The sequence below is a fragment of the Halioglobus sp. Uisw_031 genome (genome assembly GCF_047729875.1).
Taxonomy (GTDB): Bacteria; Pseudomonadota; Gammaproteobacteria; order Pseudomonadales; family Halieaceae; genus Marimicrobium.
This window is the reverse complement of sequence record NZ_CP159826.1, coordinates 1,370,922-1,382,951: the sequence shown is the minus strand read 5'-3', so window position 1 is coordinate 1,382,951 and position 12,030 is coordinate 1,370,922. Positions and strand designations below refer to the sequence as shown.

Here is a 12,030-nt window from a genome sequence, read left to right as displayed (position 1 = left end):
TACAGGCTAACGATGAGCGTTCTGTATGTTTTCTGCCCCAAAATCCATTCTTATTACAGGCGCTTCCAGCGGCCTCGGTGCCGCACTTGCGCTACATTACGCCGCGCCGGGCATCACGCTGTTCATCACTGGGCGCGACCGACAGCGTCTCCAGACGGTTGCCCACCAATGCACGGCTGCAGGCGCCTCAGCAACATGCTGGGTTGGCGATGTCACCGACGCTGAAGGCCTCAAACAATGGATCAGCGCCTGCGACGCTGAATCCCCCCTGAACCTGGTTATTGCCAACGCGGGTGTTGCTCTGGGCGCCAGCGAGGTAAATGGTTTACATCAGGCCGCTGTCGACTCGTTTAATATTAACGTCCATGGCGTATTCAATACCGTTCATCCTGCATTAGAAGTCATGTCCACGCGCAGACCTTACCCGGTTATTAATGCACAGGTGGCGATCATGAGTTCGATCATGGGCTATGCTGGAGTAGCCCGCTCACCTGCCTACTCGTCCTCCAAGGCCGCTGTGAAACATTATGGCGAAGCGCTACGCGGCAGTTTTCGCGCTATGGGTATCGGCGTCTCCGTTATCTGTCCGGGCTATATTCGCAGTGCCATGACCGCCAGCGACACTGCTACTCTGCCATTTCTAATCAGCGCACCCAAAGCCGCAGCGATTATCGCCAAAGGCCTTGCGCGCAACAAACCCCGCATTACATTCCCTTGGCAAATGATTCTAATTACCCGACTCGCCATCAACCTGCCAGGATTTATGGTCGACCGAATCAATCGGCCCTGGGGCACAACTCGTCTGGAAGACCAGCCCTAGCCAGCGGCTCTCCAAGTGCCATGAAAGCAAACCGGCACTCTATGAGAAACCTGTGCCTTGCCAATGGGTCCTGCCGCGATGTTCTGCGCATCAAACACACAAAGCGCACTAGTATTGCTCGTAATATCGTAAACGCAGGTGAGCACATAACCATCGCCCTCAACGCTGGATGCATTGCGCGGCACAAACATAGGCTCCGAAACATAACCCGCCTCAAACGCGTAGGTGTCGGTCGCGAGAGTCTTTACGTTAAAGTGCACGATAGCGTTATAGACCACGTCGCTACCCGGGATCTCGGCGGGGATTGTTCGATCCGTTGAGGTATACCAACCGTGGGTGTAATCGCGCATAGCGTAGCGCGGATCTATCACAGGAAACTCTGCACCGTGATCTGCCAGATATTTCATCTGCACCCGCGGGCTATCGTGATTGAGATCAATCGTCCATCGCGCGATTGAAGGGTGTATATTGGCCGGTGTCGGCGTGCCATCAGCCATCGGAAACAGTGGTGGCGAGTCGAAATGACAGGCTTCGATGGTGATCACGCCGTCCTTGTCGTGTCCATTCATAAAGTGAAACACGTAACACGCATCACCCTCGATCCATTGCATATCTGCCGGTGTGCCGTTGCGCGGCATGATACCGACCCGCGTGCCAACCTCAGGCTCCCAGGCAAAGGGCGGCTTGCCTTCCATTGCCCGATCCATGTCGCCGGTAATGGGCATAACAGGGAATATAATGTAGTTCTCGGTTACCACAAAATCGTGCACCATGGCCGAGTAAGGCGCCTTGAACACATGAGACTCTGTCATGTGTCCCTCTTTGTTCACCCGATAAAGCCCCATATCATCACTAAACGGACCCGTCGCCATATAGGCATGAAAAAGCAGTTCTCCGGTAACCGGATCGACTTTTGGGTGCGCCGACATGGTGGTGTTCAACTTGCCATAGAAGCTCCATGATCCATACGAATCCAGTGTATCCGGATCCATCTCAAACGGCAGATGGCCCTCTTCCAGCAGTAACATCCGGTTACCGTGGCAGACGACCGAGGTGTTCGCGACACCCTCTTTGTCCGTCAGCACAAAATCCAGGTATTCCTCTGGCGTTTCCAGCGGGTTCATGCCACTGAACAGAGACTCACCGGTGCGCTGTTCAATCCTGAAGCGTTCGGTGCGAGCCCAGCGATTCTTGTGGCTGACCCTGCCATTGTTGAACGTAAATGCGTGGATCATGCCGTCGCCGGTAAAGAAATGGTATTCATTCTTCGGTGGCACTTGGGGGTTCGGACCGTTGCGGTAGAATGTCCCGTTCAGATCTTTGGGTATCTCGCCTTCAATAATCAAATCCGGCGCAGTACACTCGGCCGTGAGCGGCTCATAATAACCCTGTAGAAATGCATTGTCCGGCCATGGTTTCATAGGCCAATACCCCTAGTCTTTAATGGCAAAAATAGCGCTAATTCTGTGAGCCCGCAATGAAGGCATCTTTTTCAGTCGCCCTGACGCCATGAACCATGAAAACCTGCTGGTACGCTATGGGACAAGTGAACCTTGGCCAATGGCCCATCAGCCAACTGAAGGGCGTTGAAGATATACAGGCTACTCGTTCTCGTTTCGAAGCTGGTGACCACTGCCAGCAGGTAACCTTCGCCTTCAGCGGCACCCTCATAGGCGGGCACAAAGATCGCCTCCGATGGCATCGCCTGCCCACAGGAGTAGCGATCTACGGCGCCGGTCTGATGATCAAAGTGGCCGATAGTATTGTAAAAGTAACCACTGTCTTCCAGCGTACTCTTCAACTCACCATCAGGAGACGTATACCACCCGTGTCGATAAGCTCTGCCCGCATAGCGGGGATCACATTGGGGAAACTCCGACACGTACTCATCGATACGCGCGAAGGTGGCGCGCGGATGCTGGGCATTCATGTCCAATGTCCATCGTGTCAGGTGAGGCTCGGACTTGCCGGACGATCCTCCATCTGGAGTAGGAAACAAGGGAGCTGATTCAAACTGACTGCAGTCGACAGTGATGACGCCGTCCTTGTCAAACCCGTTCATAAAATGAAAGGTGAAACCTAGGTCCATTTCCACCCAGCGGACATCTTCAGTCTTACCGCCGTGACGTGGCAGAACACCAAGGTGAACGCCCTTTTCAGCTTCCCATGCGAACGGAGGGCCTCCTTCCATCGCCCTCTCGAGGCTCCCCGTGATGGGCATAACGGGGATAATGATGTAATTTTCCGTGACCACGAAGTCGTGCACCATGGCCGAATACGGTGTGGGAATGAGTATACTTTCCGTCAAAATTCCCTCGGCATTGACTTTGTGCACCATCACGTCGGCTGCGAAAGGACCGGTTGCCATGTAGGCAAAAAACACCATTTCACCTGTTTCAGGATCGATTTTGGGGTGGGCCGTCATCGCCGTATTCAGTTTGCCTCTAAAATTCCAGCTGCCCAAAGACTCGAGCGTTTCAGGGTCTAGTTCGTAAGGTGGGTGACCTTCTTCCATCACCAGCAAACGCTCTCCGTGCCAAACGGTGGCGGTGTTGGCCGTACCGTCTTTATCGGTAAACACAAAGTCGCTGTAGTCTGGATCACATTCAAAAGGATTCATTGGGTTAATCAACGTGCGGGCTTCCCTGTCTTCATGCTTCCACTTTGCAGTGCGCACCCAGCGATTGTTGTAATCCACCTTGCCGCCCTTGATATGGAAAGCATGTACCATGCCATCGCCCATAAATAGGTGGTAATCGCCCCGAGGCTTGAAACGCTGATTGGGGCCAGCGCGATAGAGGGAGCCACACAAATCGGCAGGGATTTCACCCTCCACGACGAGGTCATGCGCATCGCATTCCATCTGTATCGGACCGTAGGGGAATTTTAGAAACGGGTTAGTTGCAGGCATCGGAGCGGCCATTGGAATCCTCATTTTCAGATTGGTGTTAAGAATGCTTACCGTAGCCCCAAAATTATAAACAGTCAATATTGTTTGTTTTTAATCTGACGATTTGTTAGGCTCATTATTCAGTTATCACCGCCTGCGTTGCAGGTGCCATGCTCGTCCCAAGTGGCTCATTAACGCGCTCTGGGTTGAATAAAAATAAGGTTCTACTGGTGACTTATGACTAATCGTCGACTTATTTCCGGCCTTTTACTGCTGCCCTCTCTAGCTCTCACGGCTGTTTATGCCACCGCAGAAGTCGATCCCAATGGACCCGACCCTCTGGCACTTGAAGAGGTGATTGTGACTGCAAATCGCCGGCAACAGAGCATACAAGAGGTCCCCATGTCGGTGACGGCGTTTACCGGGCAGTTTTTCAAAGACTCGGGCGTCACCAACCTTGCCGGGCTAGAGCAATATACGCCCAGCCTCAAGATAACCGAAGGAACAGACTCGAACTCCACCTCTATTCGGATTCGGGGCATCGGTTCAGTCGGCACGAATGTAGGCATTGATCCTAGTGTCGGGCTATTTATCGATGGCGTTTATCAGGGCCGTGCGGGCATGAGCATCGGAGACCTTATCGATATCGAACGCGTGGAGATTCTGCGTGGGCCACAGGGCACCCTGTATGGAAAAAATACAGCGGCAGGCGCTATCAGCATTATCACCAAGGCGCCCTCTCCCGACGCATTGGAGTCCGAAATCCAATTAACCTACAACACGGATCAACGCGCCGAAGTGCACGCCATGGTCAACGTCCCCTTTGGTGATACAGGCAACGCTATGCGCCTGACAGGCTTTGCCGTCAATGGCGATCATCTTTATGAAAGCACTTACACGGGACAAGGCCTGAACGACGCAAATAAGTGGGGGCTCAAAGCGCGCACGTTGTTCGACACAGGCGCAAAATCAGAAGGCGATGGCTTTGGTGAGTTTTTGTTTACCTTTGATTATATGAAGGAAGACACTAATTGCTGCGGTCTCGCTATTATAGACTATGAGGGTCTGTCTACGCTTAACGCCCCAACAACCAATACGCCCTCGGCACAGTTGTCAGAAGAGCTTGGCCTGAACGCGCAGGGAAACCCCATTTTGCAATGGGTCTCTTTTGAAGACTCGGAAGGCTTCTCCCCCCCTGATGCAGATCCCTTCAGTGACGATTACTGGATTGATACTGAAATCTACAACAAAGTGATAGTGGGAGGCGCGGCGCTGGAGTGGAACAAGGAGCTTGCCAGTGAAGATACCTTAACGTTTATCAACGCTTGGCGGCATTACGAATCCGACAGCGCCTATGACGGGGACTTTACGGCATATGAAGCCGTGGGGGGCTCAACCGATATTAATTTTAATCAGTATTCATCGGAGTTCCGGATTACCTCACCGGGTGGCGAAACTATCGACTATCAGGCGGGGCTTTATGCCTTCTACTCACAGATGGAATCGGTCGGCACGTTCACCCAGTCCGTTGCCCTCGTGAGCAACATCGGCATCGTTGCACTATTCCCTGACGGCACACTCAATACCGACGACAACAACTACAAAACCACCAGCTACGCTGCATTCGGCCAGGCAGTCTGGAACATCACAGACGAATTCAGTGCCACACTCGGCCTGCGTTATACCTATGAACGCAAAGACCGAAAAGGCTCACAGATCACTTCGCCAGCGTCAATTCTTGACATTCCGCCTGTCGCTGGCCCTGACGTGTACTCCGATGACAGTCGCAATGACGACAATATATCGCCGACAGTGATAGCGCGCTATTTCTATACCCCAGAGATCATGACCTATGCCAGTATCAGCAGAGGTTTCAAATCTGGGGGGTTTAACCAGCGCCGAGAATTAGAGGGAAAAAATGGCGAATTCGATGAAGAGACGGCAACTAACTATGAGATTGGCTGGAAAGGTTCCAGCCAAGACAGACGTCTGCAGCTGAACGGCACGTTCTACTACATCCGTTACGATGACTTCCAGGCACAAGCCTTCGACGGCTCCAGCATTAGTGTGACCAACGCAGGCTCAATGGAAAGTTACGGGATGGAACTGGATCTGGTCTATGTCCCAGCAGCTGATGTAGTGATTGGCTCAGCGGTAGGCTATAACAAGGCAGAGTACAAAGACTTCGACAATGGACAATGCACCGTCGCGCAGGCATTCAATAACTATTACGTCGTCGATGGCGCACAAACCGGAGCCCCGGGGATATCATCACTGTGTCTTCAAGACCTTGCCGGAGAAGCGCTGGATAACGTACCCGAATGGACAGTGAGTTCTTACGTCCAATATGAGCACGACCTGGCGGCAGAACTGGTCGGCACTGCCCGGTTAGAATACAACTATACGTCCAGTTTTTATCTCGATCAGGATCTTGACCCAAACCTCGAAAATGATGCGGTCAACCTGGTCAATCTGCGCTTCACACTATCGAATGCTGAACAAACCTGGAACGCTGCCATTTGGGGCCGCAACATACTGGATGAAGAGTACTATGTTGCCGGGCTAGACGTTCCCGTGCTTGGCGGCTACGCCGGCGTCACGGCACCCGGCGCAATTTACGGTGTCACTGTGCGCCTTATGTACTAGTACAGTGACTAACCAGACTCAAAGTCTTTATACCCGACTTAAGGTCGGCAGAGGCCGAGCCTTTACAAAAGGGGGTAAATCGAATGTCTGATGAAAACGTAATCTCCACCGATGGCGGTTCAGGCCGTGTCCCGCCCCCACAGAAAATGGGTTTCTATTATAACTGGGGACCCCAAGCCTGGATCGACATGTGGATGTCTAACTCTATGCTGGTAAAAAAGGCCATGCCTATCATCAGCCATACCTTTGTACCGATTTTGCGACTGTCTGGCGACCAGGAACAGGTGGACCGTGATTACGAGCAGATCAAGTCGCGCAGGGAGGTCATTCATCGCTTCGACTCCCCACGAGAAAAATGGCGCAAGCGCTACGGCAACTTTGTGCGCGAAGTTGAGTGGGCATTGCTGGAACTGCGCAAACACTTCAGCCAGAAACAATATGAAGAAATTGTCATCGGCACGTCAGTTGCGCTATCTCATGAGAACTCTGGCGACTTCCTCAAAATGATGAACAGCATGTCGGATAAAAATAAAAACAAGAAGACTAAACTATCGAAAGACGGCAGCCCCACCAAACCTGGCCGCTGGAGCACCTTCCTGTTTGAAACCTTTAATCCGGCCCACTGGTTGACGGGTCCAGCAACGATCACTGAATTTGATCCGGCTAACGGCCTTACGGTAATGGAAATTCCCGATTGTGGCTGGCATACCTGCGGCCCTCAAGATCGCCTACCGAATCCAAGCTCACTTCCTGAAGAAGGCTGCCTTAATATCTGTAAAGGTCCCTTTGAAGCGCTGTTCAACGGTGCCAGTGGCGGCCTGAAAATGGAATTCGACCCGCACCTACCCGAGACGTCCTGTACCGTCAGAATGAGCTGGCAGCCAAATTAGCCAACGAGGATTGTCCCAATGAACCTGTTGGAGATATTCTTCGCACGAAAGCGTCTGTGGCAGCATCGGCAGGAAATCAATACGCTGCGCACTGAGCTGGATAAACTGCAGCAACAAAACGATAGCATGCGTGAAGGTATGCGGCGCTGTGTGACCTGTGAATATCGCATCGATGTCAAACAACGGCAGGATGACAGTATCGGTGCATCCGCACAGCACGCCCCAGCCCCGCTAGATCACCAGCAGTAACATAGCGCAGCGCGGCACATCACAACCTAGTCCACACTACAATTTGAGGAGAATTTCATGTCCGTTATCCTAGTGACAGGAAGTAGCACCGGCATTGGTCAAGAAACGGCGCTGCATATGGCGCGCAAAGGCCACGATGTCTACGCCGCAGTCCGCAGCCCTGAGACTGCCACAGAATTAAAAGCCTTAATTGCAGCAGAGGATTTGCCTGTTAGCGTTATCACGCTGGACCTTGTCGACCCCGACTCTATTGTGACCGCCGTGGCAGAGATTATGGCTCGCAGTGGCCGTATCGATGCGCTGGTCAACAACGCCGGCATCGGCGGTGGCCGCGCCGTGGAAGAGACACCAATGCACGAAGTCCGCGAAATTTTCGAGACCAACTACTTCGGTAACGTCAATGTATTGCGCGCTGTGACGCCCATCATGCGCCAGCAAAAATCTGGCAGGATTGTCACCGTCGGCTCACTTGCCGGCCGTGTTGTTATGGGCTGTCACGCTCACTACTCTGCATCCAAGTGGGCGATGGAAGGTCTCAGCGAGGCACTGGCGCAGGAAATGGCCGAATTCAATGTGAAGGTGGCCATCATCGAGCCAGGCTGCGTCCTAACGCCCATCTGGGGCAAGGGATCGTTGCCGACAGAACCTTCACCCTACCTCAAATCTCTGCAACGGCTGGGACGTTTTTTTGAGTTCGGTCTGCGCCGCCCGGCCATGCCCACTGACGTGGCCAGCGCGATCGAGCACGCCATCGAATCGGACAAGCCGCACTTCCGCTACCCGGTTGGACCCGACGCCTTAGAAAGTGTTGCTGCTCGCGCCAAGGTATCAGATGATGACTGGATAGAAGCCAACTGTTTGCAGGGCGAGGCCTTCAGTGATCGATGGTTGGAGTTGGTCGGCGTGGATTATTATCGGGACTAGTCACTTTTACGCGAACGACGTGCCTTTTTGAGCGAAGGAGGTCTTCTCCCATCTGGGCCGGCGACACAGTCCGACCCAAAAGCTACATCCTGGTTAAAACCTTGCATTGATGACTCGGCGTGCGCAATGCCTCAAAGGCATCGGGCAGTTCATCCAAGGAAACGATGTCCGTCACCATAGGTGAAACGTCAATGCGTCGTTCGCCAAGCATCGCCACACACGTATCAAAATCATCACGTGTATAGGCGATGGCAAACTGTATGCGCAGTTCCTTCACCAAACCAAAGAAAGGGATAATGGCATCTGGCTGCTCACACACGCCCACCGGAATAATCTTACCGTGATGGGGTGCCATCTCGATGCACTGCTGTAGCAAACCCGGGGCACCGACACATTCAAAAATCACATCTGGTGCGCCGCCCGCTATATCCGAGAATTGTTGCAACAGACCCTCAGCTCCGCTGTCTAAATCAGGGTGAATCACAGCAGTGGCTCCCATCGTCTTCGCCAGCGCAGCGCGGGTTTTGGTCACTTCGCTGACGATCACTTCCCTCGCACCGAAAAAGCGACACCACAATGCTACTGCCAGACCGATGGGTCCGGCGCCGATCACCATCACCCGACTACCCGCCTTGACATCGGCTATCCGCACGGCGTGAATCCCTACCGCCAGAGGTTCGACCAACGCCGCGCTTTGCAGGTCTAGATCCTCTGGCAGTAAAATGGTTTCACGTGAACCCGTGGTGACAAATTCGGCAAAGCCCCCTGGGTCATCAACTCCAGACACTTTCTTATTGGCACACTCAAAGAAACGTCCAGCAGCACAGGGCAGGCAGCGCCCACAGCCGATAAAGGGCATCGCGCAAACGCGGTCCCCTACCTTCCAGTTGCCGTCTGCTTCTTTACCCACCTCGACAATCTCGCCGACATATTCATGACCCAGAATCTGGCCACAGCAGGCGGTCGTTAACCCCTCCCGGGTCGCGTGTAAATCAGTACCGCAGATACCACAGAAACTGACTTTCATCACCAGTTCAAAAGGCTCCGGCACGGGGTCGGCTACCGACTCCAGTGCTAGGGGCTGACCGACTTCCTTGAACACTGCCGCTTTCATACGCTATCTCATTGGTTGAGGATTACAGGTGGTGTATATGACTGTATCTAGGCTGCTATGCTTCTGACGGGTGCACGCTGGCGACAACACTGGGACGCTCGGTAACACGCTTGAACCAGGCCTGCAGGTTGGATAATGACTCAGGAATTCCCTGGCCAATTAGGGCACCGAAATCTGCAAAGGCAAACAGTTGTATATCGGCCAAGGTGAATCGGTCGCCGCACACGAATGTCTTGCCCGCCATTTGTGGCTCCAGCCAGGCCCAGGAATCCTGTACGGTGGCTTTCAGATCGTCTGCCGCGTGGGGAATGACTCGATATCGATCTTTAAATAGTCCTATTGCCTCTGCACTGCGAAACGCCAGCGTCATAGGCTCAAGGATGCGCGTATCAAATCGTCGATTCCACATCCGCGTTTCTGCCCGCTCTTCCGACGTGGCACCGATCAACGATGGGCCGTCCGTCACTTCATCGAGGTAACTGCATATCACCGTCACTTCCGCTATGACACTGCCATCATCGAGCTGCAAACAGGGTGACTGGGCTGATGGGTTGAGTTTCCTGAAATCATCGCCAAGATTTTCACCCGCCATGATGTCCACCTCCTGAACCGGCAAATCTATGCCGCGTTCAGCGATAAACATTGCCACGACGCGAGGATTGGGACCTATAGACGTATAAAGTTTCATTATTTTCTCCTTGTGATATAGCGATGAATCTGGTCGCCAACGGGTTCATCCTTCAGCAAAGAAATGAGCACATTGACAGCGTCTTTTCGCTATCTTGACGCATACATTATCGGATACAAAATAAACAGTCAAATCTGATTGTTTTTTATAAATAGGTTTGCTAACGTGCCCTTTGAACACTCGTTGCCGACTAGGGGCATTGCCTGTTGAAAGGCACTTCCCCGCGCCTCTATCGAATAAACAAAAACACAATAATCATCTCAGGAGACACACATGGATCTCGGACTGTCTGGAAAAAAAGCTGTCATCACCGGTTCAACCCGCGGCATTGGTCGTGCCATTGCCAATCTGCTTGCCGATGAAGGCGTTGACCTAGCAATTTGCGCACGCCAGCAAGCTGACGTTGATACTGCTATCGCCGAGCTCAGCGCTAAAGGCGTCAAAGTCGTAGGCTCTGCTATTGATGTGGCTGACGGCGAAGCCTATAAGCACTGGATTGCAGAGATGGGCACGCAGTTGGGCGGCATTGATATCTTTGTACCCAATGTCAGCGCAGGCGGTGGCAATATGAGTGAAGAGGGTTGGCAGAACAATTTCAACGTTGACCTTCTTGGCACAACTCGCGGCGTCGAGGCGGCCACGCCCTTTCTCGAGAAATCTTCTGCTGCAGCCATCGTCGTTATTTCCAGCACCGCCGGTGTGGAAACATTTATGGGGCCGCAACCCTACAACGCCATTAAGGGCGCACTCATCATCCACGCCAAACAGCTAAGTCAAGCTCTGGCACCTAGCGGAATTCGCGTCAACTGCGTCTCGCCCGGCCCGATCTATATAGAAGGCGGTGCATGGGAATATATCAAGAACAATATGGCCGAGCTGTACGACAGCACACTGGCGCAAATCCCTCAGGGCCGCATGGGCTCTGCAGAAGAAATAGCCAACGCCGTGGCCTTTCTGGCCAGTCCAGCTGCGAGCCTAATCACCGGCGTAAACTTGGTAGCAGACGGTGGCTTTACCAAGCGCGTGCAGTTATAAAATGAGCAAGAGCGATCGCGTTGACGTCTATCTTGTTGCAGGCGGGAAGTATCACAATATTGACCATGCACGGCTTGAGATACTGAAGTTGCTCGCGGAGCAACCTCGTATCAAGGTCTTGGTGGGATCTGACTTCAGTGACATCGAGGCCATCTGCGCCAGTGATGTCCTGATCACCTACACCTGCGACATCATTCCCACGGAAGACGAAACCCGCTGCCTCACAAATTACGTCAACAACGGTAAAAAATGGTTCGCTCTGCACGGCACAAACTCCATTCTGCAGTTTTTGGAGCCTGCTGCTGACGGTACGCCTCGCGTGGACTGTCCAGAAGACAACATGTCCTTCATGGAAGTACTGGGTAGCCAATTCATGTCGCACCCCCCCATTCATGAGTACGAGGTCCACGTCACGGAACCAGATCATCCGTTGGTGCAAGGCATTCCCAGTTTCAAAGTGGACGATGAACTCTATCTGTGCAAATTTCACGGTGAGCACCAGACATTGCTGCATACGCACTGGTCAGATCCCGTAGAGAATTTTATTCGGGACGACTGGATGAAAGACACTGATGTGCAGCCTGTTTTGTATATCCACCCCTACGGAACCGGCCAGGTTCTGTATCTAACGTTAGGACACTGTCGCGGGAAATACGACATGCAACCCTATATTGAGGAGTACCCAGTGCCTGAAGAAGGCGCCTGGAAAACGCAGGAATTCTATGAGTTGTTGCGCCGTGGCATCCTGTGGGCGATGGACCCCATACAGTAGTC

At 53.0% G+C, this 12,030-nt stretch carries 11 protein-coding genes; 7 read left to right on the top strand and 4 right to left on the bottom strand.

All coding sequences use genetic code 11. From position 1 onward, the window contains the following. Nucleotides 1-25: 25 nt before the first annotated feature. On the top strand, nucleotides 26-820 hold the full coding sequence (locus ABXT62_RS06385) for an SDR family NAD(P)-dependent oxidoreductase (protein WP_415357767.1): 795 nt from the start codon (nucleotides 26-28) through the stop codon (nucleotides 818-820). Here ABXT62_RS06385 and ABXT62_RS06380 read toward each other — a convergent pair. Then, nucleotides 817-2,241 carry a carotenoid oxygenase family protein gene (locus ABXT62_RS06380; RefSeq protein ID WP_415357766.1) on the bottom strand — a complete coding sequence of 475 codons (1,425 nt, stop codon included), beginning with the start codon at nucleotides 2,239-2,241 and terminating at the stop codon, nucleotides 817-819. The genes ABXT62_RS06385 and ABXT62_RS06380 overlap by 4 nt on opposite strands. A 71-nt stretch (nucleotides 2,242-2,312) precedes the next feature. Further along, on the bottom strand, nucleotides 2,313-3,743 hold the full coding sequence (locus ABXT62_RS06375) for a carotenoid oxygenase family protein (RefSeq protein WP_415357765.1): 1,431 nt from the start codon (nucleotides 3,741-3,743) through the stop codon (nucleotides 2,313-2,315). A gap of 204 nt (nucleotides 3,744-3,947) precedes the next feature. On the opposite strand from ABXT62_RS06375, the gene ABXT62_RS06370 reads away from it, so the two are divergent. The 4 genes from ABXT62_RS06370 to ABXT62_RS06355 all read left to right on the top strand — a co-directional run bounded on the left by ABXT62_RS06370 (nucleotide 3,948) and on the right by ABXT62_RS06355 (nucleotide 8,419). Then, nucleotides 3,948-6,356, top strand: coding sequence for a TonB-dependent receptor (locus tag ABXT62_RS06370; RefSeq protein ID WP_415357764.1), 2,409 nt, complete (start codon nucleotides 3,948-3,950; stop codon nucleotides 6,354-6,356). Nucleotides 6,357-6,439: 83 nt separating this feature from the next. Continuing rightward, complete coding sequence (locus ABXT62_RS06365; protein ID WP_415357763.1) at nucleotides 6,440-7,246, top strand: hypothetical protein; 807 nt, start codon at nucleotides 6,440-6,442, stop codon at nucleotides 7,244-7,246. Nucleotides 7,247-7,264: 18 nt separating this feature from the next. Next, a complete protein-coding gene (locus ABXT62_RS06360) occupies nucleotides 7,265-7,495 on the top strand; it encodes a hypothetical protein (protein ID WP_415357762.1) in 231 nt (76 codons plus the stop codon). A gap of 57 nt (nucleotides 7,496-7,552) precedes the next feature. Continuing rightward, the gene (locus ABXT62_RS06355) at nucleotides 7,553-8,419 is read left to right on the top strand and encodes an SDR family oxidoreductase (protein WP_415357761.1); all 867 of its coding nucleotides are present in this window, start codon (nucleotides 7,553-7,555) and stop codon (nucleotides 8,417-8,419) included. Nucleotides 8,420-8,501: 82 nt separating this feature from the next. On the opposite strand, the gene ABXT62_RS06350 is transcribed toward ABXT62_RS06355, so the two are convergent. Both ABXT62_RS06350 and ABXT62_RS06345 read right to left on the bottom strand, forming a co-directional pair. Further along, nucleotides 8,502-9,533 carry a zinc-binding dehydrogenase gene (locus tag ABXT62_RS06350; RefSeq protein WP_415357760.1) on the bottom strand — a complete coding sequence of 344 codons (1,032 nt, stop codon included), beginning with the start codon at nucleotides 9,531-9,533 and terminating at the stop codon, nucleotides 8,502-8,504. Nucleotides 9,534-9,588: 55 nt separating this feature from the next. Beyond that, nucleotides 9,589-10,221 carry a glutathione S-transferase family protein gene (locus tag ABXT62_RS06345; protein WP_415357759.1) on the bottom strand — a complete coding sequence of 211 codons (633 nt, stop codon included), beginning with the start codon at nucleotides 10,219-10,221 and terminating at the stop codon, nucleotides 9,589-9,591. 273 nt (nucleotides 10,222-10,494) lie between these two features. Between ABXT62_RS06345 and ABXT62_RS06340 the strand changes: the two genes are divergently transcribed. Together ABXT62_RS06340 and ABXT62_RS06335 are read left to right on the top strand one after the other, a co-directional pair. Continuing rightward, on the top strand, nucleotides 10,495-11,256 hold the full coding sequence (locus ABXT62_RS06340; RefSeq protein ID WP_415357758.1) for an SDR family NAD(P)-dependent oxidoreductase: 762 nt from the start codon (nucleotides 10,495-10,497) through the stop codon (nucleotides 11,254-11,256). A 1-nt stretch (nucleotide 11,257) separates the two neighbouring features. Beyond that, nucleotides 11,258-12,028 (top strand): ThuA domain-containing protein, encoded by a 771-nt coding sequence (locus ABXT62_RS06335; RefSeq protein ID WP_415357757.1) that lies wholly within the window; start codon nucleotides 11,258-11,260, stop codon nucleotides 12,026-12,028. Nucleotides 12,029-12,030 lie beyond the last annotated feature (2 nt).

Bases quoted from the DNA above. Each gene is read 5' to 3' on its own strand.
- ABXT62_RS06385 (WP_415357767.1), top strand. From the start codon at position 26: ATGTTTTCTGCCCCAAAATCCATTCTTATTACAGGCGCTTCCAGCGGC.
- ABXT62_RS06380 (WP_415357766.1), bottom strand. From the start codon at position 2,241: ATGAAACCATGGCCGGACAATGCATTTCTACAGGGTTATTATGAGCCG.
- ABXT62_RS06375 (WP_415357765.1), bottom strand. From the start codon at position 3,743: ATGGCCGCTCCGATGCCTGCAACTAACCCGTTTCTAAAATTCCCCTAC.
- ABXT62_RS06370 (WP_415357764.1), top strand. From the start codon at position 3,948: ATGACTAATCGTCGACTTATTTCCGGCCTTTTACTGCTGCCCTCTCTA.
- ABXT62_RS06365 (WP_415357763.1), top strand. From the start codon at position 6,440: ATGTCTGATGAAAACGTAATCTCCACCGATGGCGGTTCAGGCCGTGTC.
- ABXT62_RS06360 (WP_415357762.1), top strand. From the start codon at position 7,265: ATGAACCTGTTGGAGATATTCTTCGCACGAAAGCGTCTGTGGCAGCAT.
- ABXT62_RS06355 (WP_415357761.1), top strand. From the start codon at position 7,553: ATGTCCGTTATCCTAGTGACAGGAAGTAGCACCGGCATTGGTCAAGAA.
- ABXT62_RS06350 (WP_415357760.1), bottom strand. From the start codon at position 9,533: ATGAAAGCGGCAGTGTTCAAGGAAGTCGGTCAGCCCCTAGCACTGGAG.
- ABXT62_RS06345 (WP_415357759.1), bottom strand. From the start codon at position 10,221: ATGAAACTTTATACGTCTATAGGTCCCAATCCTCGCGTCGTGGCAATG.
- ABXT62_RS06340 (WP_415357758.1), top strand. From the start codon at position 10,495: ATGGATCTCGGACTGTCTGGAAAAAAAGCTGTCATCACCGGTTCAACC.
- ABXT62_RS06335 (WP_415357757.1), top strand. From the start codon at position 11,258: ATGAGCAAGAGCGATCGCGTTGACGTCTATCTTGTTGCAGGCGGGAAG.